Source organism: Subdoligranulum sp. APC924/74, from assembly GCF_003324125.1.
In the GTDB taxonomy this organism is placed as follows: Bacteria; Bacillota; Clostridia; order Oscillospirales; family Ruminococcaceae; genus Gemmiger; species Gemmiger qucibialis.
Map to the genome: position 1 here is coordinate 1 of NZ_PSQF01000045.1, position 24,037 is coordinate 24,037.

23 protein-coding genes and 1 tRNA gene are annotated in these 24,037 nt (G+C 55.2%); 11 read left to right on the top strand and 13 right to left on the bottom strand.

Annotation, left to right across the window (positions count from 1 at the left end):
* Positions 1–105: 105 nt before the first annotated feature.
* The 7 genes from C4885_RS10430 to C4885_RS10455 form a co-directional block, all read right to left on the bottom strand.
* A complete protein-coding gene (locus C4885_RS10430) occupies positions 106–1,119 on the bottom strand; it encodes a LacI family DNA-binding transcriptional regulator (protein ID WP_114000285.1) in 1,014 nt (337 codons plus the stop codon).
* A gap of 39 nt (positions 1,120–1,158) precedes the next feature.
* The gene (locus C4885_RS10435; RefSeq protein WP_114000286.1) at positions 1,159–2,043 is read right to left on the bottom strand and encodes a carbohydrate ABC transporter permease; all 885 of its coding nucleotides are present in this window, start codon (positions 2,041–2,043) and stop codon (positions 1,159–1,161) included.
* Positions 2,043–2,894, bottom strand: coding sequence for a carbohydrate ABC transporter permease (locus C4885_RS10440; protein WP_114000287.1), 852 nt, complete (start codon positions 2,892–2,894; stop codon positions 2,043–2,045). Before C4885_RS10440 ends, C4885_RS10435 begins: the two co-directional genes overlap by 1 nt.
* Positions 2,895–2,998: 104 nt before the next feature.
* A complete protein-coding gene (locus C4885_RS10445; protein ID WP_114000288.1) occupies positions 2,999–4,369 on the bottom strand; it encodes an ABC transporter substrate-binding protein in 1,371 nt (456 codons plus the stop codon).
* A gap of 318 nt (positions 4,370–4,687) precedes the next feature.
* On the bottom strand, positions 4,688–5,014 hold the full coding sequence (locus C4885_RS17210; RefSeq protein WP_158538872.1) for a hypothetical protein: 327 nt from the start codon (positions 5,012–5,014) through the stop codon (positions 4,688–4,690).
* A 141-nt stretch (positions 5,015–5,155) separates the two neighbouring features.
* Complete coding sequence (locus C4885_RS10450; RefSeq protein ID WP_114000289.1) at positions 5,156–7,018, bottom strand: glycosyl hydrolase 115 family protein; 1,863 nt, start codon at positions 7,016–7,018, stop codon at positions 5,156–5,158.
* Between the two features lie 72 nt (positions 7,019–7,090).
* Entirely contained in the window at positions 7,091–9,766 is a 2,676-nt protein-coding gene (locus C4885_RS10455) for a translation factor GTPase family protein (protein WP_114000290.1), read from the bottom strand.
* Between the two features lie 274 nt (positions 9,767–10,040).
* On the opposite strand from C4885_RS10455, the gene C4885_RS10460 reads away from it, so the two are divergent.
* The 4 genes from C4885_RS10460 (at position 10,041) to C4885_RS16490 (ending at position 12,067) form a co-directional block, all read left to right on the top strand.
* Positions 10,041–10,116: transfer RNA gene (locus tag C4885_RS10460), tRNA-Met, on the top strand.
* Between the two features lie 415 nt (positions 10,117–10,531).
* Positions 10,532–10,882, top strand: a complete 351-nt coding sequence (locus C4885_RS10465; RefSeq protein ID WP_114000291.1) for a hypothetical protein — start codon at positions 10,532–10,534, stop codon at positions 10,880–10,882.
* Between the two features lie 17 nt (positions 10,883–10,899).
* Positions 10,900–11,859 carry a calcium/sodium antiporter gene (locus tag C4885_RS10470; protein ID WP_114000292.1) on the top strand — a complete coding sequence of 320 codons (960 nt, stop codon included), beginning with the start codon at positions 10,900–10,902 and terminating at the stop codon, positions 11,857–11,859.
* Positions 11,860–11,914: 55 nt separating this feature from the next.
* Positions 11,915–12,067 (top strand): hypothetical protein, encoded by a 153-nt coding sequence (locus C4885_RS16490; RefSeq protein WP_158538873.1) that lies wholly within the window; start codon positions 11,915–11,917, stop codon positions 12,065–12,067.
* 94 nt (positions 12,068–12,161) lie between these two features.
* Here C4885_RS16490 and C4885_RS10475 read toward each other — a convergent pair whose 3' ends face one another.
* Entirely contained in the window at positions 12,162–12,614 is a 453-nt protein-coding gene (locus C4885_RS10475; protein WP_114000293.1) for a MerR family transcriptional regulator, read from the bottom strand.
* Between the two features lie 135 nt (positions 12,615–12,749).
* On the opposite strand from C4885_RS10475, the gene C4885_RS10480 reads away from it, so the two are divergent.
* From C4885_RS10480 to C4885_RS10495, 4 genes are read left to right on the top strand one after another with little or no spacing between them, the layout of a single operon-like run.
* The gene (locus C4885_RS10480) at positions 12,750–13,619 is read left to right on the top strand and encodes an aldo/keto reductase (RefSeq protein ID WP_114000294.1); all 870 of its coding nucleotides are present in this window, start codon (positions 12,750–12,752) and stop codon (positions 13,617–13,619) included.
* A gap of 20 nt (positions 13,620–13,639) precedes the next feature.
* Positions 13,640–14,362 carry a dihydrofolate reductase family protein gene (locus C4885_RS10485; RefSeq protein ID WP_114000295.1) on the top strand — a complete coding sequence of 241 codons (723 nt, stop codon included), beginning with the start codon at positions 13,640–13,642 and terminating at the stop codon, positions 14,360–14,362.
* Positions 14,363–14,373: 11 nt separating this feature from the next.
* Positions 14,374–14,775 carry a cupin domain-containing protein gene (locus C4885_RS10490; RefSeq protein ID WP_114000296.1) on the top strand — a complete coding sequence of 134 codons (402 nt, stop codon included), beginning with the start codon at positions 14,374–14,376 and terminating at the stop codon, positions 14,773–14,775.
* Positions 14,776–14,796: 21 nt separating this feature from the next.
* The gene (locus tag C4885_RS10495; protein WP_114000297.1) at positions 14,797–15,117 is read left to right on the top strand and encodes a carboxymuconolactone decarboxylase family protein; all 321 of its coding nucleotides are present in this window, start codon (positions 14,797–14,799) and stop codon (positions 15,115–15,117) included.
* Between the two features lie 342 nt (positions 15,118–15,459).
* On the opposite strand, the gene C4885_RS10510 is transcribed toward C4885_RS10495, so the two are convergent.
* The 5 genes from C4885_RS10510 to C4885_RS10530 form a co-directional block, all read right to left on the bottom strand.
* Positions 15,460–16,671, bottom strand: coding sequence for a carboxynorspermidine decarboxylase (locus tag C4885_RS10510; protein WP_114000299.1), 1,212 nt, complete (start codon positions 16,669–16,671; stop codon positions 15,460–15,462).
* Positions 16,671–17,930: a saccharopine dehydrogenase family protein gene (locus C4885_RS10515; protein ID WP_114000300.1), complete on the bottom strand. Its 1,260-nt coding sequence runs from the start codon at positions 17,928–17,930 to the stop codon at positions 16,671–16,673. Before C4885_RS10515 ends, C4885_RS10510 begins: the two co-directional genes overlap by 1 nt.
* A gap of 338 nt (positions 17,931–18,268) precedes the next feature.
* Positions 18,269–19,123, bottom strand: a complete 855-nt coding sequence (speB, locus tag C4885_RS10520; protein WP_114000301.1) for an agmatinase — start codon at positions 19,121–19,123, stop codon at positions 18,269–18,271.
* On the bottom strand, positions 19,123–19,980 hold the full coding sequence (gene speE / locus C4885_RS10525) for a polyamine aminopropyltransferase (protein WP_114000302.1): 858 nt from the start codon (positions 19,978–19,980) through the stop codon (positions 19,123–19,125). Before speE ends, speB begins: the two co-directional genes overlap by 1 nt.
* Before the next feature lie 180 nt (positions 19,981–20,160).
* Positions 20,161–21,627, bottom strand: a complete 1,467-nt coding sequence (locus tag C4885_RS10530) for an aminotransferase class I/II-fold pyridoxal phosphate-dependent enzyme (RefSeq protein ID WP_114000303.1) — start codon at positions 21,625–21,627, stop codon at positions 20,161–20,163.
* A 37-nt stretch (positions 21,628–21,664) separates the two neighbouring features.
* Here C4885_RS10530 and C4885_RS16495 point away from each other — a divergent pair, with 37 nt between their 5' ends.
* From C4885_RS16495 to C4885_RS10540, 3 genes are all read left to right on the top strand, one after another.
* Positions 21,665–21,802, top strand: a complete 138-nt coding sequence (locus C4885_RS16495; RefSeq protein WP_158538874.1) for a hypothetical protein — start codon at positions 21,665–21,667, stop codon at positions 21,800–21,802.
* Between the two features lie 1,003 nt (positions 21,803–22,805).
* Positions 22,806–23,375, top strand: coding sequence for a chromate transporter (locus C4885_RS10535; RefSeq protein WP_114000304.1), 570 nt, complete (start codon positions 22,806–22,808; stop codon positions 23,373–23,375).
* A gap of 2 nt (positions 23,376–23,377) precedes the next feature.
* Positions 23,378–23,947 (top strand): chromate transporter, encoded by a 570-nt coding sequence (locus tag C4885_RS10540; RefSeq protein ID WP_114000305.1) that lies wholly within the window; start codon positions 23,378–23,380, stop codon positions 23,945–23,947.
* Positions 23,948–24,037 lie beyond the last annotated feature (90 nt).

The window sequence follows — 24,037 nt, forward strand, 5'->3', positions numbered from 1 at the left end:
TTTTGGCAACGCAGATGCCGTGCCGCAGCCGTCGGAGCGGTGCTTAAGCCGTAAGGCGGGAATTGTGCGGTGTTGCCTTATATACTCCGCATATGTCTGGTTCGTTCAATGATTGGGCAAAGCCGCAACACTTTCGTCCTCAATCAATTCAAAAGGAACCACTTCATGCACCGCGCTGCTTCCGTTTTCAATACAGTTGAGCAGAATTTCCGCACCGCGCTGGGCCAGTCGTTCCGAGTTCTGGCGGATGGTGGTCAGCCGCGGGTTGCTGTAGCGCCCCAGCGCAATACCGTCATAGCCCGAAACCGAGATATCCTGCGGCACACGCAGGCCATGGTCATTCAAGGCACGGATCGCGCCCAGGGCCATCAGGTCCGACATGGCAAACACTGCCGTAATATCCGGGCAGTGCTTGAGCAGGTATTCCATGGCGGTATATCCGCTTTGCAGCGAAAACCGGGCATAGGCATACTGCTTTTCCATCTCGAACGGCAGGCCAAGGCGGAACATAGCGCTCTGGCTGCCGGTCAGACGGGACAGACTGGGGCGGGACTGGTCTGGCTTGCCGCCGATCAGCCCGATCTTGCGGTGGCCCTGCGCATACAGGTACTCAATCATCAGGGACGATGCCGAAACATCGTCCACGCTGACGCTGGACAGGTTGGGGATATTCAGGGTTGCGGCGCTGTTGGTCAGCAGCAGGCATGGAACACGCAGTTCCGCCAGCTGCGGTGTGAAGTATTCCAGGTTAGAACCAAGGAAAACAATACCATAAGGTTTGCGCTCGGCGCAGATCAGTTCGGCCTGCGCAACTTCGTTGGCTTCTTCATCAATATAATAGACCGTGGAAACATATCCGCGTTCCTCCAGGATAGCCTGCATTTTTTCCAGAATGTCCACAAACAACATGTTCTGGGTGCCCTTTACGATCAGGGCAAGGCCATCGCTGCTTTGCTGTTTCAGGTGTTTGGCGTTGGAGTTTGGCTGATAATTATACCGCTTGATGACCTCAAGAATCTTGGCGCGGGCGGCCGGGCTGACGCTGGGGTTATTGTTGAGCACCCGCGAAACCGTGCCGATGGCATACCCTGATTCTTTTGCAATATCTTTGATGGTCATACACAGAAAACTCCTTCCGGCAGCAGGGTGCCGCAGCCATTAGCCCTTTACAGCACCGGCCACCACACCATCAATGATATACTTCTGGCAGATCAGATACAGAATAATGACCGGCAGAATGGTGATCATGATGCAGGCCATCATGGGCGCCATTTCCACCTTGCCGTAACTGCCGCGGAAATACTGGATTGCCATGGGGATGGTGCGGTAGGTTTTGATATCCAGCACCAGGGTGGGCAGCAGATAGTCGTTCCAGACCCACATGGTTTCCAGGATTGCGGTAGAGATCATCGTCGGCTTTAAGATCGGGCAGACCACGCGGAAGAAAATCTGCAGCGGGTTGCAGCCATCGATCATAGCGGCTTCCTCAATTTCAACCGGCATGCTCTTCATAAAGCCGGTGAACATGAACACCGCGAGACCGGCACCGAAGCCGAGGTAGATGATGCAGATGTTGTAAGGGTTGTTCAATTTTAAGCTATCCGCTGTTTTGGCCAGGGTAAACATGACCATCTGGAACGGCACCACCATGCTGAACATGCACAAGCCGTACATCAGTTTGGAAAGTTTGCCGTTGACACGGGTGATGAACCATGCGCACATGGAGCAGCACAGCAGAATCAGCACAACGGAACTGACAGTAATGACTAGGCTATACCAGAAGGAAGACAAAAAGTCCATTTCCTGGATGCCGTAAATATAGTTTTTGAGGCCGACAAAGGTTTCGGCCGTGGGCAGCTCAAACGCGCGGGAGGTGGTAATGGCGCGCTCGGTTTTGAGGGAGTTAAAGAAGATCATGACGATGGGGTAGATCCATGCAACGCACAGCACTCCAAGCACCACGCTGAGAATGGCATTGATGCGGCGGTCCGCTTTGCCAACGGTAGGCTTTTCTTCCACCGGTTTTTTGATGGTTTTTTCCATTACTGCTGCACCTCCTTGGACTGGGTCAGCTTTTGCTGGAGTACGGCCAGCACCACAACAAACAGGCAGAACACAACAGCCTTTGCCTGGCCGATGCCCTTCCACTGGGGTCCGGAGCGGGCATAGAAGGTATCATAAATGTTGTAAGCCAGCATCATGGTCTGCTTGGCCGGTTCGCCGCCGGTCAGGGACAGGTTCTGGTCAAACAGCTTGAAGGAGTTGGTCAAAGTCAGGAAGGTGCAGATGGTAATGCTGGGCATAACCATGGGGATCGTGATCTTAAACAGGATCTGCTTGGCGTTTGCGCCATCGATCTTGGCGGCTTCGATCAGATCCAGCGGCACGTTCTGCAGGCCAGCAATGTAGATGATCATCATGTAACCGATCTGCTGCCAGCACATCAGAATGACAAGGCCCAAGAAGCCGTACGTGGCGTTCAGGGAAAGCAGCGGTTTTTCGAGTGCGCTGAGTACGCCGTTGAGCAGAATCTGCCAGATATAGCCGAGGATAATGCCGCCGATCAGGTTGGGCATAAAGAAGGTGGTACGGAAGATGTTGGTGCCGCGGATGCCGCGGGTAAGCAGCAGCGCAATGCCGAACGCCAGCACATTGATGAGCACCGTGGACACCACAGTAAACACCGCAGTGAACCAGAACGCATGGGTGAAGGTATCATCCAGCCAGATCTTGGCATAGTTGCCGAGACCAACAAAGGTAACATTTTGAACAGTTGTGAATTTGCAGAACGAAAGCGCCACGCCCCAGATAAACGGCCAGATAAAGCCGATGATAAAGGCCAGCAGGGTGGGCAGCACGAACACAGGCCAATAGCGCTGGATCGCTTTTTCCATAACAGTACCCCCTTGAGCACGTACTTGAGCACATAAAAGAGCGGGGCGGGCGAATCATCGCCCGCCCCGCTTTTAACATTCAGGTCTCGCTATTTTGGTTCATATCAGCCTGCATTCAGGGCAGCTTCGGTCTTCCAGCCATCCACAAAGGCGGTCACAACAGCGTTCCAATCGCCAGTGCCGGCTGCGTAAGCAGTCAGAGCAGAGCCAACGCCGTTCTTCCAGTTTTCGGAAGGCATGGTGGAGAAGCACCAGGCAACAGGAGTCTTGCCCTCAGCGGTCAGAGCATTATCAACCTTAACGAAGAGGTTGGGGGATTCCTGAGCATTCTTGAAGGGGATAACAAAGCCCATATCGTTTGCCATGGCCTTGGTGCCCTCATCAGAGCTGACGCACCAGTAGATGAAGTCGAGAGTTGCATCGATATCTGCCTGGTCGGCTTCCTTGTTTACGCACCAGTAGTTCTCGGTGCCGGTGCACAGGCCCTGGTTGGCCTCATCGCCCACGCCAATGTAGACGGGGATCATGGTCAGGTCGTCATCGGTGAAGGGCTTGCCATCGCCGACGAGGTTGGTATATTCCCAAGAACCGTTCTGGAAGAAGACAGCCTCATTGTCCAGGAACTCGTTGCGGCTGTCATCGCCAGTCTTGCCAGCCAGCTCAGTGGGAGCACAGGTGGAGTTGTTGATGTACAAGTCAAACATGTTCTTGTAGTTATCCAGGTAGGTGCCCTTGATGGCATCCGTGGAGCCGATGCCGTCAGCCTGGTACTCAAAGTAGATGGGCAGGTTGGCCAGGTGGGTCTTGAAGCGCCAGTCAGAGGAAGCATCCATACCGGCGGAGGTGAATGCTGCAAAGCCAAGTTCGTCCTTGCGGGCGGTGATGTCCTCGGCAACCTTCTTCAGGTCTGCGAAGCTCTTGATATCATCGGTGGTGTAACCGGCCTTTTCCAGCAGGGTCTTGTTGGTGATCAGGCCGTAGCTCTCGATAACGTAGCCGATGGCCACGGTGGCGTCGCCATCTTTCAGGGCGTAAGAATCGCTGGTCAGGTCGCCCAGGATCTTGGAGCCGGTCAGGTCATAGCAGTAATCCTTCCAGTTGGCCAGGCCGACAGGGCCGTTGACCTGGAACAGGGTGGGCGCATCGCTCTTGGCCATTTCGCTCATCAGAGTGGTTTCGTACTGGCCGGAAGCAGCGGTCACAACGGTAACGGGAACGCCGGTCTCTTCGGTGTAGGTCTTTGCCAGAGCCTGCCAGGCTTCATCCTGCTCGGGCTTGAAGTTCAGGTAGTAGACCTTGCCGGCGGCAGTGGTATCTGCCGGGGCGGCTGCTTCGGAGCTGGCAGCTTCGGAAGAAGCTGCGGTGCTTTCTGCAGCAGAGGAAGCAGTGGAAGATGCGGTGGAGCCGCAGCCTGCCAGCAGGCCGGCAGCCATCATGGATGCCACGGCGAGAGAGATTGTTTGCTTGGATTTCATGGTATTATCCTCCTTTTTAAGTGGAACCAGTTGCACCGTTGCGGGTCGGTGTGGTTCACGGGTTGGTAACGTTTCCAACCTTTCTGTGGCTTTATACTACACCCGTGTTTTGCAAAAATCAATCGTTTTTTGGATTTTGAGTGCAAGATTGTAGCCTTGCACGAATCGCAACCGTTTTCCTTGTCGAATATAACAAGAAAGTAGTATTCATTTTGATGAAACGTTTCAATTTCACGGCAAAATGCGACTTTATAAACCAAAAGCAGCCCCGCGGCGGCGGGAGCTGCTTTTGATTGTCATATTTTTGCGCAACTTGTTTCACACCTGCTGGTAAGCGAACCAGTAGAAAGCGGCGTGGTTGGTGCCGGCGGTGCCGTTGGCGGAGGCATACATGCCAACGGTGCCGCCGGTAAAGCCGCCGGTTATCTCGGTGCTCAAAAAGCTCAGGGCAATACCGCATAATTCTAAGTGCCGATACGGCGAGTGAGGTGCGGCAGCTGCTAAGCCAAAAGCGCAGATAATACTGGATGCTGCAAAGGTGAGCGCCGCCAGTGGCGGAAACAGCGAACCGAAGCAGGGGCAGCGGTCGCAGAGTGCGAGGGGCTTTTGCCCCCGAAGCACGATGCGGGTACCGCAACCCGACATTATCGAGCATTTTGGCAACGCAGATGCCGTGCCGCAGCCGCCGGAGCGGTGCTTAAGCCGCTAGGCGGGAATTGTGCGGTGTTGCCCTTGCATTCTTTGCGGGTAACACATGGATTTTTCGGTACATTTTCGGCCCGGCCCTTACACTTTTTTCGTTTCCGCCTGCACCAGGGCGCGGTACAGGGTAAAATCCGGCACGGGGGCCGCCGGGGCACCAGGCAGTGGAGCCTGCCAGGCGGCATAATCCGGCCCGTCCCCGGCCGCGCGGGGAATCGCCATCAGACCGGTCAGAACGCGGGCGGTCAGTGCGCCGTCCAGCATGGTATCGCTGCAAAAGCCGGCCCAGAACCCAGTTTTGGGCTGCAGCAGAGCCGCCATGGCACCAAAATCATCCGCCGCACGGCCCAGGGTGCAAAAGCAGTTCTGCCAGTCCTTATCCAAAAACTGCTCCCGTGCGGTGCAAAAGCGCACCGCCCCGCGCAGGGCGTACAGGTACAGCCGCACGCTGAACACCACCTGCTCCTGCCAGAGCGGCGTGGTGGCCCGCCCGGCGTAAGAACAGCCAGGCAGCAGCGTTTCATAATTTTCCAACGCGGAAGTGCAGAGCTGCTGATAGGCAGCCAGCTGTTCCGCATAGCTTTCTGCGGGCAGCAGAGCGGCAAGTTCCTGAATCGGACCCTGCGTTTTGCCGCACAGCCAGGCCGAAGCAAACAGCCGGGTGCTGCGGGTCAGGAACGCTTCGCCCACCGGCTGCGGCGGGCTGCCCGCCTGCACGGCGCTTTCGGCACGGGCGCGCAGGCAGACCGAAAGATCCTCCAGTGCGCTGTCCGTCAGTGCCCAGCCATCCGGCGCACGGTAGGTACAGCGCAGGTAAGCCGTGCGCTGCGCGGCGCAGTCGGTATCCGGGGTACACCACAAAGCACCGGTCAGGTTCAACTCCATCAGGGAGGGGCGCAGGTCCCCGGTGCCAACCATCCAGAAGCTGCGCACCCCGCCGCGCCAGGCTCCCTGCAGCATTCCGTTAACGGCGGTATCGCCGCCGGGGTAGGCGGTCATGGGGTTGCCGGTCAGCTTATCGCGGCGGCAAAGGCTGAACCACAGCCCGTGCTGCGCGCCGGGACCAGGGCCGCCCGCACTGCTGGCACTGGGGGCCGGGGTTAAAACGGGGATAACGCTATCCGGGATTTTGAGTTTTCCCTCCTGGTAGAGCGCAACGGTTTCGCCCTGCAGCAGAATATAGGCAACGGCACCGGGCACCGTGGCGTTCAGCAGCTGCCATTGCTCTTGCAACGCCGCAGTGCTGGCTGTGCCATCGGGATCACCCCCCATCCCGTCAATGCCCAGCGCCCAGATGCGCGGGCTGGTTTTGAGAGTGCGGATAGAATCCTGCCAGATTTTATGGCGTTCTTCCGGGTTTTCCGCCGCAGCCTGCTGCGGGGCAGCCCCCAGCGGGGTCTGCGGGTTCTGCACAGGGCGCAGGCCCATGGCGGCGGCAAGGTCCGCCTGTTTGTCGGTGCGCACCATATTGCCGCGGTAGCGCAGCAGGGATTCAAAAATCATCTCCCAGCCGTTTTCGGTGGCATCCGCCCAGGCGGACAGCCATGGTGCATCCGAAAGATCCCACCCGCGCAGGCCGACAGCGGCGGCTGGCCCGGTAATGCGGCCCTCCGGCACAGTGGCAAAGGGTTTGGGCTCAAACTGCTGCTGGTTCCAGAACCAGAATGGTGTTACCCCCAGGTAATGACGGCTGATATCCAGCAGGCCGTACACCGCGCCCAAATCATCTGCCGCGCAGAGGGTGAGCTGGTTTTCCGTCACATCCAGCGTATAACTTTCCGGCGGCAGGGCGGGGGCAAGGCAGATCATCAGGCGGTTATCCGGCACAAAACCGGTGGTGGAAAGAGTCATTTCCATATCACGCCAAAAGCGCGCCACGGCATGCTGCACGGGCGCACTGGCCCACTGCGCCGTGACCCGTGTGGCACGGCTGAGCATAAAATCCATTGTTTTCCTGCCTTTCAATACACTCTACCATCATCCCCGCCGTATCGGCGCTTGGATGGATGCAGTATTCCCTTACTGGTCCAAAAATTCGCGGATCTCGGCTTCCACGGCACGCACCTCGCGCTCAAATGCGCGGGCGGATACCCGTAGCGCACCGTTGCCCAGAATAATGATCTGTTCCGCACCATCGGAGCTGACCACCCGCACGCGGTGGTTTTTGGCGAGCTCATGGGTGGCGCGCTCGATGAACATATCGGCGGTTTCGGCTTCGCGGGTATAAATCACATGCAGGTTGTGCCAGGTTTCTTGTTCCCGCCCGGCGCCCTTGACGCGGTAGGCGTCAAACACCAGGATGGGCACACACTTGCGGTAGCCCGCATAGTTGCACAGAATGTCCATCAACCGGCGGCGGGCGGCATCCAGGTTTTCCGCCGCGATCTTCTTTAATTCATCCCACGCAAAAATCACGTTGTAGCCGTCTACCAGCAGGTACTCCGGCCCGCTGGGCGGCGGTGCAGCGGGGGTACGGTTCTGGCTTGGCCCCACACTGCGGAAGGCTTTGCGCGCGGCAAGCTGGTCATGCTGACCTGCGGCTTCCCCCCGGCGCTTGATCGGCCCATAGGTGCGCTCAAAAATCGCCAGCAGCTCTTTGTCCTGCTCCAGTGTGCCGCAGTAAGCGGCAGCACGGCGGCGGGCATCGGATGCTTCATCGGAGGCATCCGCTTCTTCCTGTTTCGCCTGCTGGGCACCGGGCGCGTTGCGCCCCAGGCCGCTGGCCACATGGGCGTGGGCGGGAACTTCGTCCCATTTGACAAGGTAGCCCGCGCCGTGGCCGCAAAATACGGAATCCGCCGGGTTTTCAGTATCGGCATCCGGCTGGTAGCCAATGGCTTCCAGCACGGCTTCGGTGTTGTGGCAGGGCGCATAGCCGCGGGGCATACAGCTCAGGCGGCCCGCACCGCGGGTGTAGGCGGTCACTTCCCGCGCACAGCCCCGCATTTCGGCAACCGGGGCTTTGCCGGTAATGACGGCCAGGCCATCCTCGTTTTCCGGCGTGCTGAATTCCGCGCAGCGGCGCTGCAGATCGGCCATGGCGCGGCCAACACAGTCCTGCGGGACTTCCAGCCGGAAGTCATACCAGGGTTCCAGCAGGACCGCCTGCCCCCGGGCCGCCGCGGTGCGCAGCCCCTGCCGCACGGCGCGGTAGGTTGCCTGGCGAAAGTCCCCGCCCTCGGTGTGCTTGATGTGGGCACGGCCTGCCGTCAGGGTGATTTTCACATCGGTCAGCGGCGCACCGGCCAGCACGCCGGGGTGGCTGCGCTCCGCCAGGTGGGTCAAAATCAACCGCTGCCAGTTCAGGTCCAGCGCATCGGTGCGGCAAATGCTGGCAAACTGCAGGCCGCTGCCCGGCTCGCCGGGTTCCAGCAGCAGATGAACCTCCGCATAATGGCGCAGCGGTTCATAATGGCCCACGCCCTCCACCGGGGCAGAGATGGTCTCTTTGTATAGAATGCCGCCCTCGCCGAAGGCCACTTCCAATCCAAAGCGGCTTTGCAGCACGCTCTGCAAAATTTCCAGTTGAATTTCACCCATCAGCTGCAGGTGGATCTCGCCCAGAGCGGCGTTCCACACCACATGCAGCTGTGGATCCTCGTCCTCCAGGGTGCGCAGGGCCAGAAGGGCATAGTGGGGGTCAGCTCCTTCCGGCAGCTCCACCCGGTAGTTCAGCACCGGTTCCAGCATCGGCTGGCGGGCATCCGGCTGTACGCCAAGGCCCTGTCCGGGATAGGTTTTTGTGGGGCCCAGCACCGCACAGACGGTGCCCGCCGGGGCTTCGCTGACCAGGCGGTATTTGCTGCCGGAGTAGACCCGCAGCTGGTCGGCCTTTTCTTCAAACTCCACACGGGCATCTGGGCGGGATACCAGGTTGGATTTGACTTTCAGCACGCCGTCCGTCACTTTCAGGTAGGTCATGCGCGCGCCGGATTCGTCTGCCCCGATCTTGAAGATGCGCGCGCCAAAGCTGCCGGCGTCCGGCGGCATGCGGGTATCCCGCTGCAGACCATTGAGCAGGTCGTCAATGCCATCCAGCCGCAGAGCTGCGCCAAAATAGCAGGGGAACACCTGCCGCCGCGTGATTGCCGTGATGAGATCCACCTGCGGCACCGTTCCTGTTGCCAACACGGCTTCCATCAGCGGTTCACTGCACACGCCAAGGGCTTCGGCGCGTTCTTCCGCCGGAACGGTGGGGGTAAAGTCCACACAGCCATCCCCAAAGCGGCCCCGCAGCTCCCGCAGGCGCAGGGCTTTGTCCGCACCGGGCAGATCCATTTTGTTGACATAGATAAAGGTTGGCACATAGTAGCGCTCCAACAGCCGCCACAATGTCATCGTGTGGCTTTGGATGCCGTCCGTGCCGGAAATGACCAGCACCGCATAATCCAGCACCTGCAGCGTGCGCTCGGCCTCCGCCGAAAAGTCCACGTGGCCGGGGGTATCCAGCAGGGTGATCTGGGTCTCTTCCAGCGGGGTGCCCGTCACCGTTCCGGCCGGCAGGGTAAGCACGGCCTGTTTGGCAAAAATGGTAATGCCGCGGGCTTTTTCCAGCGCATCGGTGTCCAAAAATGCATCCCGATGGTCTACGCGCCCCAGCTTGCGGATGCTGCCCGCACGGTAGAGCAGTGCTTCCGAAAGAGTGGTTTTTCCGCTGTCCACGTGTGCCAGAACCCCAACGACCAGACGTTTCATAACTTTCCTAACCTCATTCACAGCGTTCCCGGCTGCTGCGCCAGGGGCACCGTTTATTTTTTGCACCGCCGCCCGCCGGGCAAGGGATATCTGCCGGATTTTGGCGATCCTTTTCTATTATAATAGTACCCGTTTTAACTAGGGGATTCAACCACTAATTTGCGCGGGCTTTTGTTTTTGGGGCAGGATGCAAAAAATATTTTATAAAGGGTATTGACATTGCGGGATGTGGATGCTATACTATTTAGGTACTCAAGAGAGAGCAACTAAATATCGCGGGGTAGAGCAGATGGTAGCTCGTCGGGCTCATAACCCGGAGGTCGCAGGTTCAAGTCCTGTCCCCGCAACCATATGAAGAACGGTAGAACGTCAGGTTTTACCGTTCTTTTTCTTTTTTCGTGGTAACAAGTCAATTTTTTATTCAGTTTTTATTCAGCCGGTATTTCCGTGGCGGCAAAGCCAATGATGGAATTCATTGCGTTTGCTGCCTGTACCCTCCCATCATTGATAAGATGGGCATAGTAACGGTCAAGGGTTGCAGGGTCATCACCAACAAAGTCCGCCACGGAAATTTTATCAACCCCGTTATGCAACAGCAAAGAAACAACCGTATGCCGGAATTCACATCATGCAGAAGTAAACGAAAACCATAAAACCGGAGGCCGCCGCAAAGCCCCCGGTTTTATGCGTAAACAGCAGCGATTTTCGTTGCATTGCCTGCCCGGCTGCGGTACAATAGCAGTGCTGCGGCAAGGAAGTACAACGATGAAAACAACAGCTATGACGGCGGAAGAGCGCGTGCGCTATATGACACAAGCACCGGTGCGCCGCCTGATTTTGGAAATGTCTGCGCCCACGGTTATCCTGTGTACAATGCTGCTGCAAACCATCGGTATGGCGTGGCAAGCGTCGGTGGTGGCCGCCGCGCGGCAGGGATTGTTTTTGATCCCGGTCGTCTTTATCCTGCCAAATCTTTTAGGGCTTGCAGGCGTGGAGTACGCCCAGCCCGCCGCGGATCTGCTGGCCTTTGCGCTGGCGCTGCCTATGGGGCTGTCCGTGCTGAAGACGTTTCGCAGTGATGCGCCGACACCGGCGCACACTTTACGCGAAGAATAGAAACATGGAGGAAAAGTATGTTAGTACCTGTTTTACTTTTTATCGTCGGTCTGCTGTTCCTGATTAAGGGCGGCGACTGGTTCGTCGACGGCGCATCTGCGCTGGCGCGGCGCTTCCACCTGCCGGAGCTGCTGATTGGCGCGACGGTCGTTTCCATCGGCACAACGCTGCCGGAGGTCATGGTTTCCACAATGTCGGCGGTTTCCGGCCACGGCGAGATTGCCTACGGCAATGCCATCGGCTCGGTTATCTGCAACTCGGCGCTGATCGCAGCCATCACGATTGCCGTGCGCCCTGGCAAGGTTGACCCCAAGACGCTGAAAACGCCGGTTATCTTCTTCTTTATCGCCGCCGCCATCTACTGCGTGGCTGCCTACGGCTTCGGTGAATTTACCCGCCCGATGGGCTTTATCATGCTGGCAATGTTCGTGGCCTACATGGTCGCCAACGTCCGGCAGATGAAGAACGCCCCCGCTGAGGAACACGCCGAAGAGGAAGAGCTGATCCCCTTGTCCAAGACGCTGATCCTGCTGGTCGCCGGTGCGGCGGTCATCGCCGTTGGCGCAAATCTGCTCGTTGATAATGGTACGCTGATCGCCCAAGCGCTGGGCGTGCCCGAAAGCGTCATCGCCCTGACCTTTGTCGCGCTGGGTACTTCTTTGCCGGAGCTGGTCACGGCCATTACTTCGCTGATTAAAGGTCACAGTGATTTGTCCGTTGGCAACGTCGTCGGTGCAAACGTCTTCAACCTCGTGCTGGTCAGCGGTGTTTCCGTTACGCTGGCTCCGTTCACCATCCCGCAGAGCTCGACGCTGTTCGGAGTAAACTCCAGCCTGGTGTTAGACCTGCCGGTCATGCTGGCCGTCATGCTGATCATGACAGTACCTGCCCTCGTCAAAGGTAAGATGAACCGCGCACAGGGTATTATTTTGCTGGCCATTTACGCAGCTTTCTGTGCAATCCAGTTTACGATGTAAACGCTAATTACAATAATCACTGGGGCGCTGCCGGGAAACGGCAGTGCCTTTTTTTGTGGGAGAGCCGTCTTGCGCGGTGCTGCCAGGTAGTTTGCCGGGCACGCTGCTGGGTAAAGTCCTGCCCAAAACGCAGAAAGAACAGCTGCCCACGATGTTCTGGCTATGTTCCATCGGCGTCAACTCAGTCATCAATGCTCATGTGCGGTAAAGTAACAAACAAGAACTTGATAGCCAGCAGCTTACTATTCCGAATATGACAAAGGGAAAGAAGAACATAAAATAGTTTTTCTTTCCCTCATATTTTAGGCAAAAAGACCTTTTGCCCGTTCTCTTGCTTTTCGTAGATTGTCGGGAACATCATCTTCCTGCATTGTTTCATGTACTTTACATGAGCCTGCTTTTTCCGCAGTTTCATAATACCATTTTTTGTAGTCCAGCATGGAAAGAGTTTCTTTGAGCTGTTGAATTTGAAATAGAACAACCTGTCGCTGCTTTTCAATCAATTCTTTTCGTTTACTAATTGTTGTATCTCCCTCTATGCACCAGTCTATAAAGACTTTAATTTCTTTGATAGGCATACCTGTCTTTTTTAGACATTCAATAATGGAAAGCCATTCAAAATCAGTGTCTTTAAACATTCGTATGCCGCCATCGGAACGTTCTATAAACGGAAGCAACCCCTCTTTATCGTAATAACGCAATGTGGAAGGGGCTACACCTAATCGTTTTGCCATTTCACTAACGGTATATAACATAAATTGAACCTCTCATTTTCTGAAATGTTATGTGTATTTGGTATTGACTTAAACCTGACTTTAAGTTGTATCATTTAAACGAGCTTACAGGAGGATTATACTTGTTTGTACTAAATGCGTCAATAGGAGGAAAACATGAAACAGAAGAATACTTTATCAGAAACATACACACTTATGAATGGAATTAACATTCCCAAGATAGGATTAGGTACATGGTTCATTCCAGATGATGAAGCGGCAGCAGCAGTTTGTAAAGCGGTAGAAATAGGCTATCGTCATATTGATACTGCACAGGCTTACGAGAATGAGCGTGGTATCGGTAAAGGTGTCCGGGATTGTGGAATAAGCCGCCAAGAGCTTTTTATTACAACGAAATTAGCCGCAGAATTAAAAACTTATGAGGAAGCTGCTCAGGCGATTACAGGCTCCCTTGAAAAAATGGGACTTGATTATATTGATTTAATGCTCATTCACAGTCCGCAGCCATGGACGGATTTTCGTGGCGGAGATTATGCAGCGGGAAACCGAGAAGCATGGAGAGCATTAGAGGACGCCTATAAAGCCGGAAAAATTCGTGCAATCGGTATATCTAATTTTCAAGAACATGATATTGAAAATATCCTTTCTTCCTGCACGATAAAGCCTATGGTAAATCAGCTGTTGGCACATATCGGGAATACTCCGGCAAATCTGATTGAATACTGCCGGGAAAACGGTATTTTAGTAGAAGCCTATTCGCCCGTAGCACATGGGGAAATTTTAAAGAGTGAGGAAGTTCGGGCAATCGCCGAAAAATATCAAGTAACTGTACCGCAGCTTTGTATTCGATATGATTTACAGCTTGGAACTCTCCCACTCCCTAAAACAGCAAACCCTGCACACATGCTTGAAAATGCAAAAGTCGATTTTGAAATTTCAGAGCAGGATATGGAGATTTTGAAATCTATAAAACCACTGAAAGATTATGGCGAGTACAGTTCATTTCCTGTGTTCAGCGGAAAATAAAATATTCGAGGAGAGAAAAAATGAATAGACCTTATATTTTTTGTCATATGATGACTTCCCTTGACGGGAAAATTATGGGTTCTTATATGAACACCAAAGAGGGAGAAAACGCTGGAAATGTATTTTATAACATATCCTTTGGAGAAAATCCTTATTACAAACATCAAGGCTGGCTTTCCGGCAGAGTAACGACTGATGACAATTTTACTTTTTATGAAAAACCTGCATTAGACGAAAATGCCCCTGTCGTGCCGGAGGGGGATTTTGTTGCAAACGGAAACGCAGGTATGTACTATGTTTCTGTTGACCCTGCTGGAAAGCTGGGTTGGAAAAGCGGCAAGCTTACCTATGTTGATACCCACGCTCATGTGATTGAAGTATTGACAGGAAAAGCCAGCAATTCCTATAAAGCCTTTTTGCGAAAGTTAGGAATTTCCTACATTGTTGCCGGAGTGGAAACCTTAGATTATGAAATGGCTATGGAAAAGCTGAAAAAGCTGTTCGGTATTGAAACGCTTATGCTGGGCGGCGGCGGTGTTTTGAACTGGTCTTTTATTCAGGCTGGTATGTGCGATGAAGTAAGCGTTGTAATTGCACCTGTTGCAGACGGTTCTTCCAAAACTCCCGCCCTTTTCAATGCAAAAGATGAATGGGCTTCTGACACGCCTGTTGCTTTTGAACTTCAAAGTGCAGAGATAAAAGACGGCGGAAGTGTATGGCTTCGGTATTTAGTAAAACGATAAGGAGGGGCTTTATGAAACCGGAAAATATCAGCGTTTTTCCTATGGGAGAAAAGAATGAAGCATTTGCACAATATTTCGTTGGGCAAAGTTACTTGAATATGCTTTCCACAGAACGGGTAACAATCGGAAATGTGACTTTTGAGCCGGGTTGCCGTAATAACTGGCACATTCACCATAAAGGCGGTCAAATTCTGCTTTGTACCGCTGGACGGGGTTATTATCAGGAGTGGGGCAAAGAAGCACAGGAATTACACCCCGGTGATGTTGTGAATATTCCGCCGGAAGTAAAACACTGGCATGGTGCGGCAAAAGACAGCTGGTTTGCACATCTTGCCGTAGAAGTACCCGCAGAGGGTGCTTCCAATGAATGGCTGGAAGTCGTAAACGAAGAAGATTATGAAAAGTTAAAGTAAGGACAGAAAGGGGAAAACTTTATGGTTAAGCAGACAGCAGGACATGACGCACTGGGAACCTTTGCGCCGAAATTTGCAGAATTGAACGATGATGTTTTATTTGGGGAGGTATGGAGCAGAGAGAAACAGCTCTCTTTGCGTGACCGCAGCATAGTGACCGTCACAGCGTTAATGGCGCAGGGCTTGACAGACAGCTCTTTCAAATACCATCTGGAAACGGCAAAAAAGAATGGCGTTACTGGCGAGGAAATGGCGGAAATTTTAACTCATGCTGCATTTTATGCAGGGTGGCCAAAAGCATGGGCTGCGTTTAGAATGGCAAAGGAAGTTTATGCTGAATGAGTGCAGCTATGACGAGAACAAGACCCGCAGACAGGACATTGAGATTTATTATTCTTTCGTTGGCAAGGTGGACTTGCCCGAATAACCGCCCGACCTATCCGACACAAGAGCTAAGTGCCGGATAGGAACGGCAAAATTTTTTACACTTCTATTACTTCTTTATCACACATCAGTAAAGGCGTCGGGCATGACGGCGGTTGTGCTGGCACTTTTGGTGGGCTTATATTTTTTGATATCTGGTCTGCAACACAAGTCGGCGACAATACATTGTCAAAAGATTGCACAAACGCCCCCGCCCAAACAAGACTTTGTTGGGCGGGGGCGCTTATTTTACTCTTTTATTTATCTCTTGCCCAATCGGTACTTGAAATCTTCGTAGCCGAAGGACACGATGCTGCGGGTGGTGCCGCTGGCGGCGCGGGCAAAGATAGCGGGCAGAGGCATACCGTTGAAGGTATTATTTTTGCAGGTGGTATAGATTGCCATATCGCCGAACACCAGCAGATCTCCCACGTTGGGAACGGCGTCCACGCCGTAATCCCCGATGACATCCCCGGCCAGGCAGGTCGGCCCGGCAAGGCGCACGGTGCAGGGCTTTTCTCCCGGTTCGGCTGCGGCAAACAGCGGCGGGCGGTAGGGCATTTCGATCACATCCGGCATATGGCAGGCGGCGCTGGCGTCCAGAATGGCGATGGTTGTATCGCCGTTCTGCACCACATCCAGCACGCGGCTGAGCAGGAAGCCCGCGTTCAGGGCGCAGGCTTCGCCAGGTTCCAGATAGACCGTCACGCCCCAGTCCTGCTGGGCGCGGGTGATGCAGCGTTCCAGCATGGCGATATCGTAACCGGGGCGGGTGATATGGTGCCCACCGCCAAAGTTGAGCCACTGCATCCGAGGCAGCAGGTCACCGAATTTTTGGGCCACAGCGTCCAGCGTCGTGGCCAGCGCATCGGAGTCCTGCTCGCACAGGGTGTGGAAGTGCAGGCCATCCAGCAAATTGGGCAGCGCGGGGTTCGCCGCTACTGCGGCGTTCCACTGGGCGCGGGTGGTGCCAAGGCGGCTGCCGGGGGCGCAGGGGTCATAAATAGCGTGGCCGTCCTGGGTGGAGCATTCCGGGTTGATGCGCAGCCCCACGCTTTTGCCTGCCGCTTTTGCGGCAGGGCCGAACTTCGCCAGCTGGGCGGGGGAGTTAAAGACGATATGGTCCGCGTATTGCACCAGTTCATCCATTTCGTCCGCACGGTAGGCCGCGCAGAATACATGGACTTCCTTGCCGGGCATCTCTTCCGCACCCAGGCGGGCTTCAAACAGGCCGCTGGCTTCGGTACCGGCCAGGTGTGGCGCCAGCAGGGGGTAGCAGTCATAATTGCTGAACGCCTTTTGGGCCAGCAGCACCTTGCAGCCGGTGCGCTGGGCCAGGCCGCCCAGAATTTCCGCGTTGCGGGTCAGGGCGTCTTCATCCAGCAGGTAGCAGGGGGTAGGCAGTTTTTCCAGTTCCGGCGGGATGGTTCCGCCGAGTGCCGCAAAAGGCGGCCGCATATCCCGCTGGTTCATCAATCCACCAGCACAGGGTTATGGTTTTCGCTGCGGGGCAGGCCGTACTTGTCCAGCGCATCCAGGAACGGATCGGGGTTGAACTCCTCAACGGTATATACGCCGGGCTTGGTCCATTCGCCGGTCAGCATCATCAAGGCGCCGCACATGGCAGGCACACCGGTGGTGTAGCTGATGGCCTGACTGCCGACTTCGCGGTAGCATTCCTGATGGTCGCAGACGTTATAGATATAGTAGGTTTTATCCTTGCCGTCCTTTTTGCCGGTAAAGATGCAGCCGATGTTGGTTTTGCCCTTGGTGCGGGGGCCCAGGCTGGCGGGGTCCGGCAACAGGGCTTTGAGGAACTGGATGGGTACGATTTCCTGACCGTTAAAGTTGATGGGGGTGGTGGAGAGCATTCCCACATCCTCCAGGCAGCGCATATGGTCCAGGTAGCTCTGGCCAAAGGTCATAAAAAAGCGGATGCGCTTGACGTCTGGCAGGTTCTTGCCCAAAGATTCAATTTCCTCGTGGTGCAGCAGGTACATATCCTTCTGACCGACCTGGTCAAAGTTATATTCCCGCTTGATGCTCATGGCCGGGATCTCGACCCACTTGCCGTTTTCCATATAGCTGCCGGGGGCAGAAACTTCGCGCAGGTTGATTTCGGGGTTAAAGTTGGTGGCGAAGGCATAGCCATGGTCGCCGCCGTTGCAGTCCAGGATATCGATGGTGTCGATGGTGTCAAACTCATGCTTGGCGGCGTAAGCGCAGTAAGCCTGGGTAACGCCCGGGTCAAAGCCACAGCCCAGCAGGGCAGTCAGGCCGGCATCCTCAAACTTTTTCTTATAGGCCCACTGCCAGCTGTAATCAAAGTAGGCGGAGAAGCCTGCTTCCTTGCAGCGCTTTTCATAGATAGCGCGCCATTCCGGGTCATCGGTATTTTCCGGCTCATAGTTGGCGGTGTCCATATAGTTGACGCCGCAGGCCAGGCAGGCATCCATGATGGTCAGATCCTGATAGGGCAGGGCAATGTTCATGACCAGATCGGGCTTGTAGCTGTTGATAAGATCGCACAGCTGCTGCACATCATCGGCATCCACCTGGGCGGTGGTGATTTTTGTTTTGGTGTTGGGGGCCAGCTTTGCCGCCAGGGCATCGCACTTGGACTTGGTGCGGCTGGCAATGCACAGCTCGGTAAAAACATCGCTGACCTGGCAGCACTTGGAGATGGCTACACTGGCCACGCCGCCGCAGCCGATAACAAGAACTTTGCTCATGATGGTACTCCTTTATGTTTTATTTGAGGCAACACCGCACAATTCCCGCCTTACGGCTTAAGCACCGCTCCGGCGGCTGCGGCACGGCATCTGCGTTGCCAAAATGCTCGATAATGTCGGGTTGCGGTACCCGCATCGTGCTTCGGGGGCAAAAGCCCCTCGCACTCTGCGACCGCTGCCCCTGCTTCGGTTCGCTGTTTCCGCCACTGGCGGCGCTCACCTTTGCAGCATCCAGTATTATCTGCGCTTTTGGCTTAGCATCTGCCGCACCTCGCTCGCTGTATCGGTACTTAGAATTATGCGGTATTGCCTTGAATGTAGGGTGTACAGATCTTCGATCAGTCCAGCGCCAGCAGCAGCTCACGCAGCACTTTGCAGGCAGTTGCGGTGGAAACGCCGCTCTGGTCCAGCATGGGGGCCAGCTCGTTCACATCCGCGCCGATGATGTTTGCTTTGGTTACGGTGCGGATGGCTCCCAGCAGCTGCAAGAAGCTGACTCCGCCCGCTTCGGGGGTTCCGGTTCCGGGGAATGCCGATGGATCCAGGCAGTCAAGGTCGATTGTCAGGTAAACCGGCACATTTGCCTGGCACAGCCAATCGGTCAATTCCTGCAGACCGGTGAAATCGAACTTGTGAATATCGGTATGGCGGGCGGCAAACTGGAATTCTTCCCGATCGCCGCTGCGGATACAGAACTGGTGGATGCGGCCATCGCCCAAAAGGTCATGGCAGCGGCGCAGCACACAGGCATGGCTGAGCTGTGCGCCGAGATAGTCATCCCGCAGGTCGGCGTGAGCGTCAAAATGGACGATGTGCAGGTCGGGGTATTTTTTCACGGCAGCCCGCACAGCCCCCAGCGTGACGAGATGTTCACCGCCCAGAAGCAGGGGCAGCTTGCCATCCCGCAGGATCTCTGCCGCGCGGGATTCAATATCCACCAGAGCGCTTTCGCTGGAGCCGAAGCAGAGCTCCAGATCTCCGCTGTCAAACACGTTGCAGTCGGTCAGGTCTTTATCCTGATAGGGGCTGTAGGTTTCCAGGCCATAGCTTTCGTGGCGGATGGCGGCAGGGCCAAAGCGTGCGCCGGGGCGGTAGCTGGTGGTGGAATCGAACGGCGCGCCGTACAGCACAATGCCGGCAGTACGGTAGCTGCTGTCACAGCCGATAAAGTTTTCTACATTGCGGTGCAGCATCAACAGTCCTCCACTTCGCGCAGCATCTCTTCCAAAAATGCCGGCAGGTAAAACGCCCCGACATGCAGCCGGGTGGTGTAATAACGGGTGCGCATGTTCAGCGCATTCCAGGCGTCACTGTCCATATCATTGATGGGGTGGTATTTTTTGCTGGCAAAGCCGAAGAGCCAATAGCCCGCAGCAAAGGTGGGGATGTGCGCCTGATACACCTTGCTGATGGGGAAGGTGCTGGCAATGCGCTTGTGGCTGCGCTGCATGGCGGTGGCATCCTCGGCATAGAACGGGCTGCCCTGCTGGTTCACCATAATGCCGTCATCGCGCAGGGCGTTATAGCAGTTGCCGTAAAATTCGCGGGTGAAAAGCCCCTCCGACGGGCCGAACGGGTCGGAGGAGTCCACAATGATAAGGTCATATTCATCCTCACACTTGCGGATGAACTTGAGTGCGTTTTCGTAATAGATATGCACGCGGCGGTCATCCATACGGCAGGCGTTGCCGGGCAGGTAGGCGCGGCAAGCTTCAATAACCTGGGGGTCCATTTCCACCAGGTCAATGCGCTCCACACGGTCATAGCGGGTCAGTTCCCGCACAACGCCGCCATCGCCCGCGCCGATGACGAGGATGTCCTTTGCGCTTCTGTGCACCGACATCGGCACATGGGTGATCATTTCATCGTAAATGAACTCATCGCGCTCCGTCAGCATGACATTGCCGTCCAGCGTAAGCACCCGGCCAAATTCCGGCGTTTCAAAAATATCAATGCGCTGGTAGTCGCTCTGTTTGGAATAGAGCTGGCGGTTGACCCGGATGCTGTGCTTTACATCGGGGGTATGAAATTCCGAAAACCACATTTCCATTGTACAAACCTCCTTCTTAATGTGTATCTGAAAACAAAGAAAATGACGGATATTTCGCAAACACAAGCAGGATGTAAGGCAAAGAGCCGCGGGAATCCTTTGTGGATTCCAAGGCTTTTTAAGGCATAATCCGGCTGTGTTTGTAGTAATAGACTGAATTTTCGGCTTTTCAGATACACCCTAGGCCAGAACGTTCAGGCGCAGAATGTCAGGATCTTCCGGTCCGGTCATGCTGCAGCCTTTGGCTTTGGCGTATTCGATATAATCCAGGATCTCAGCAGTGATGCGCTCGCCCGGCGCCAGGATGGGGATACCCGGCGGATAACACATGACGAACTCACTGCAAACCATGCCTTCCGTTTCGCGCAGGGGCAGGCTCTTTTTGGGGGCATAGAATGCTTCCTGCGGGCTGGCGGCAACTTCGGGGTCAATGTATTCCTGGCTCAACAGGCCCGCGCCGTCGGTATGGTAGCGACGTTTGATTTCGGCCAGGGCACTGACAAGGCGTTCCACCTCCTGCGGGCGGTCACCGATGGAAAGATAGGCCAGGATGTTGCCGATATCACCAAATTCGATCTGGATATCATATTCATCGCGCAGGATATCATAGACTTCGATCCCTGCAAGGCCAATATCCAGCGTGTGGACGCTGAGTTTTGTTGTATCAAAGTCAAACACGGAGTTGCCGTTGCAGAGCTCTTTGCCAAAGGCGTAATAGCCGCCCACGGCGTTGATTTCCTCCCGCGCATACTCGGCCATATCTGCCACCTGGTGGAACACCTGGCGGCCGCGCAGGGCCAGGTTGCGGCGGGAGATATCCAGGCTGGACATCAGCAGATAGCTGCCGGAGGTCGTCTGTGTCAGGTTGATGATCTGCCGCACATAGCCAGCGTGGACGTTGGGGCCGGTCAGCAGCAGGCTGGACTGGGTCAGGCTGCCGCCGCTTTTGTGCATGGAAACCGACGCCATATCCGCCCCGGCTGCCATGGCGGAAACCGGCAGGCCGCCGCCGAAGTAAAAGTGGGTGCCGTGGGCTTCATCAGCCAGGCACAGCATCCCGGCATCGTGGGCCATCCGCACAATGGCGCGCAGGTCGCTGCAGATGCCGTAATAGGTGGGGTTGTTGACCAGAACCGCCACCGCGTTGGGGTGCTCGGCAATGGCTTTGGCCACCTGTTCCCGCTTCATGCCCAGGCTGATGCCGAGCCGCTGGTCCACTTCGGGGTTGACATACACCGGCACAGCGCCGCAGAGCACCAGTGCGTTCAGCACGCTGCGGTGTACGTTGCGGGGCAGGATGATCTCATCCCCGCGCTTGCAGGCGGTCAGCACCATGCTTTGCACCGAGCTGGTGGTGCCGCCCACCATCAAAAACGCGTGGGCAGCGCCGAACGCATCGGCGGCCAGTTCCTCCGCTTCGCGGATGACGGATACCGGATGGCAGAGATTATCCAGCGGCTTCATGCTGTTCACATCCACCCCAACGCACTGCTGGCCCAAAAAGGCGGTCAGTTCCGGGTTGCCGCGTCCCCGCTTATGACCGGGCACATCAAAGGGAACCACGCGCATCTGGCGGAAATTCTCCAGCGCTTCGTGGATGGGGGCGCGGCGCTGGTCCAACCGGGCGCGTTTTTTCTCACCGTTCATGTTTACCTCCGTTCGCGGTTCCTTTGGGAAGTGCCGTTTGGCAAAACAAAAAACGCAAGCCTTACACGGATGTGCAGACTTGCGTTTGAAACCAGCTTTTTTAATTTTGCCACAGGCCAAATCCCCCCGGCGTGTTTACCGGGAGAGCGAATGCGGCATGATTCAAAAAGGTTGAGCGTGTCAGAGTCTATATAGCAATCTTACTTTTACTACTCTTTATTGACCGTTTCACAAGTCTGCGCAGCTGACTGCGCAATTTCATGGTTGTAAAGGAACCAACTTATAAAATTTGAGCTTTTAACTCAATCAATAAGGCAACTAAAGTTGCCGATCGGCAGTGGACCCGGCTGTCCGTATGGCCATGGGTCGGAACACTAACATTTCCGGCTTCGCCTGAAACGCCACATCAGCGGCTGCAAAGTGCAATCTGTGTTGAAAAAATGCTCGGTCATACAATCCGTATGACGCTGCGCTTTTCTCTTAGCAGCTTACACGTTTCGCTCGCCGCTGCGGCATTTCAAATGTCAGTATTCCGGCCCGCCCCTGTTGGGCGGTCCGTAGGTAAATTGCTTTGAAAAACTCTTGCAAACACGATTCGTCTTTCAAAATCGAAAAGAGTGTATCATATATTATTTGCGCTGTCAACAAAAATTGCAAAAAAGTGCAGTTCTATTTGTTTTTCCATACATTTTGGTGGTAAGAATTCTGTTCCGCCTTTATTTGGGGTGCCTGCCCCAGCAGACAAACAGCCTTATATTCGTTGAAAGTTTCAACAGGTACAGGGTTGTTTTGTGGATAACTTGTTTTTGTTTTCCATACTGGCGGCAGATCAAGCCATACCGCAGGGTATTACCATGCAAAACTAGGGCAATACCGCATAATTCTAAGTGCCGATACGGCGAGCGAGGTGCGGCAGATGCCAAGCCAAAAGCGCAGATAATACTGGATGTCTTATCGAGCATTTTGGCAACGCAGATGCCGTGCCGCAGCTGCCGGAGCGGTGCTTAAGCCGCAAGGCGGGAATTGTGCGGTGTTGCCCTAGCATGGTTTTAATGAAATAATACTATTTTACATATAAGTCTTTCTGCTGTATGATAGCCATAGTGCCGCGCGGGGGTGGGCTTTGCGCGGCAGGCAAAAGTTTTGAACAATTTACACAGCAAAAGGTGGAAAATAAAATGAATCAGCATAACCGCGCGGCAAGGCTTTGCCGGTTATTTTTCAGCACACTTTACATCAGCAGCTTTACCTTTGGCGGCGGGTTTGTGATTGTGACACTGATGAAAAAGAAATTTGTGGACGAGCTGCACTGGATCACCGAGGAGGAAATGCTGGATATGACCGCGCTGGCGGAAAGCGCCCCCGGTGCCATCGCTGTCAATGCGGCTATCCTGGTAGGGTGGCAGATGGAAGGGCTGCCGGGCATGATGACTGCCGTTGTGGGCACCATTCTGCCGCCCATGGTTATCCTGTCCATCATCTCTTATTTTTACAATGTGTTTGCCGCCAACGTGTATGTGGCGCTGGTGCTGAAAGGGATGCAGGCCGGGGTTGCGGCGGTCATCTTAGACGTTGTGTGCAGTATGGGCGGCAAGGTCATTGCTTCGCATTCGGCGGTATCCCTGTTTTTGATGGTAGCAGCGTTTGCGGCCAACTACATTTTTGGCGTCAATGTGGTGCTTATCATTCTGGCCGCAGCGGTGTTTGGGGTTGTGCGCGCTGCGCTGGCCCGCAAAAGGACGGTGTGAGGATGATTTACTTACAGTTATATCTCAGCTTTTTGCAGGTGGGGCTGTTCAGCGTGGGCGGCGGTTACGCTGCCATGCCGCTGATCCGCAGCCAGGTTGTGGAGCTGCACCCCTGGATGACCTTGCAGGAATTCACCAATCTGATTACCATTGCCGAAATGACGCCCGGCCCGATTGCGGTCAACTGCGCCACCTTTGTGGGGCTGCGCATTGCCCAGCTGCCGGGAGCGGTGATCGCCACGCTGGGGTGCATTACCCCCGCGCTGGTGCTGGTCTCGCTGCTGGCGTGGTGTTACCGGCGCTGGCGGGATCTTTCGGTTTTGCAGAGCGTGCTGGCCTGTCTGCGACCGGCGGTGATTGCCTTGATTCTGGGGGCAGGGCTTTCGATTTTGGGGATCGTGGTGTTCCCCAACGGAATCTTGGGGCTGGGCAGCATTGACTGGATCGGCACGGGCAGCTTTTTTGCCGCGTTTATCCTGCTACGCAAATATAAGTGGAACCCCATTTTGACGATGTGCCTGTGCGGCGCGGCGGGGCTTGGGTTGCATTTGTTGGCGGGAACGGTAGGGTAATAATTAAGGCAACACCGCATAATTCTAAGTGCCGATACGGCGAGCGAGGTGCGGCAGCTGCTAAGCCAAAAGCGCAGATAATACTGGATG

Excerpts from the sequence above, each read along its gene's own strand:
- C4885_RS10485 (WP_114000295.1), top strand. The coding sequence starts at position 13,640 with ATGAATAGACCTTATATTTTTTGTCATATGATGACTTCCCTTGACGGG.
- speB (WP_114000301.1), bottom strand. The coding sequence starts at position 19,123 with ATGCTGCACCGCAATGTAGAAAACTTTATCGGCTGTGACAGCAGCTAC.
- C4885_RS10530 (WP_114000303.1), bottom strand. The coding sequence starts at position 21,627 with ATGAACGGTGAGAAAAAACGCGCCCGGTTGGACCAGCGCCGCGCCCCC.
- C4885_RS10490 (WP_114000296.1), top strand. The coding sequence starts at position 14,374 with ATGAAACCGGAAAATATCAGCGTTTTTCCTATGGGAGAAAAGAATGAA.
- C4885_RS10450 (WP_114000289.1), bottom strand. The coding sequence starts at position 7,018 with ATGGATTTTATGCTCAGCCGTGCCACACGGGTCACGGCGCAGTGGGCC.
- C4885_RS10475 (WP_114000293.1), bottom strand. The coding sequence starts at position 12,614 with ATGTTATATACCGTTAGTGAAATGGCAAAACGATTAGGTGTAGCCCCT.
- C4885_RS10455 (WP_114000290.1), bottom strand. The coding sequence starts at position 9,766 with ATGAAACGTCTGGTCGTTGGGGTTCTGGCACACGTGGACAGCGGAAAA.
- C4885_RS17210 (WP_158538872.1), bottom strand. The coding sequence starts at position 5,014 with ATGTCGGGTTGCGGTACCCGCATCGTGCTTCGGGGGCAAAAGCCCCTC.
- speE (WP_114000302.1), bottom strand. The coding sequence starts at position 19,980 with ATGGAAATGTGGTTTTCGGAATTTCATACCCCCGATGTAAAGCACAGC.
- C4885_RS10465 (WP_114000291.1), top strand. The coding sequence starts at position 10,532 with ATGAAAACAACAGCTATGACGGCGGAAGAGCGCGTGCGCTATATGACA.
- C4885_RS10510 (WP_114000299.1), bottom strand. The coding sequence starts at position 16,671 with ATGAACCAGCGGGATATGCGGCCGCCTTTTGCGGCACTCGGCGGAACC.
- C4885_RS10515 (WP_114000300.1), bottom strand. The coding sequence starts at position 17,930 with ATGAGCAAAGTTCTTGTTATCGGCTGCGGCGGCGTGGCCAGTGTAGCC.
- C4885_RS10540 (WP_114000305.1), top strand. The coding sequence starts at position 23,378 with ATGATTTACTTACAGTTATATCTCAGCTTTTTGCAGGTGGGGCTGTTC.
- C4885_RS10445 (WP_114000288.1), bottom strand. The coding sequence starts at position 4,369 with ATGAAATCCAAGCAAACAATCTCTCTCGCCGTGGCATCCATGATGGCT.
- C4885_RS10430 (WP_114000285.1), bottom strand. The coding sequence starts at position 1,119 with ATGACCATCAAAGATATTGCAAAAGAATCAGGGTATGCCATCGGCACG.
- C4885_RS10435 (WP_114000286.1), bottom strand. The coding sequence starts at position 2,043 with ATGGAAAAAACCATCAAAAAACCGGTGGAAGAAAAGCCTACCGTTGGC.
- C4885_RS10495 (WP_114000297.1), top strand. The coding sequence starts at position 14,797 with ATGGTTAAGCAGACAGCAGGACATGACGCACTGGGAACCTTTGCGCCG.
- C4885_RS10480 (WP_114000294.1), top strand. The coding sequence starts at position 12,750 with ATGAAACAGAAGAATACTTTATCAGAAACATACACACTTATGAATGGA.
- C4885_RS10470 (WP_114000292.1), top strand. The coding sequence starts at position 10,900 with ATGTTAGTACCTGTTTTACTTTTTATCGTCGGTCTGCTGTTCCTGATT.
- C4885_RS10535 (WP_114000304.1), top strand. The coding sequence starts at position 22,806 with ATGAATCAGCATAACCGCGCGGCAAGGCTTTGCCGGTTATTTTTCAGC.
- C4885_RS10440 (WP_114000287.1), bottom strand. The coding sequence starts at position 2,894 with ATGGAAAAAGCGATCCAGCGCTATTGGCCTGTGTTCGTGCTGCCCACC.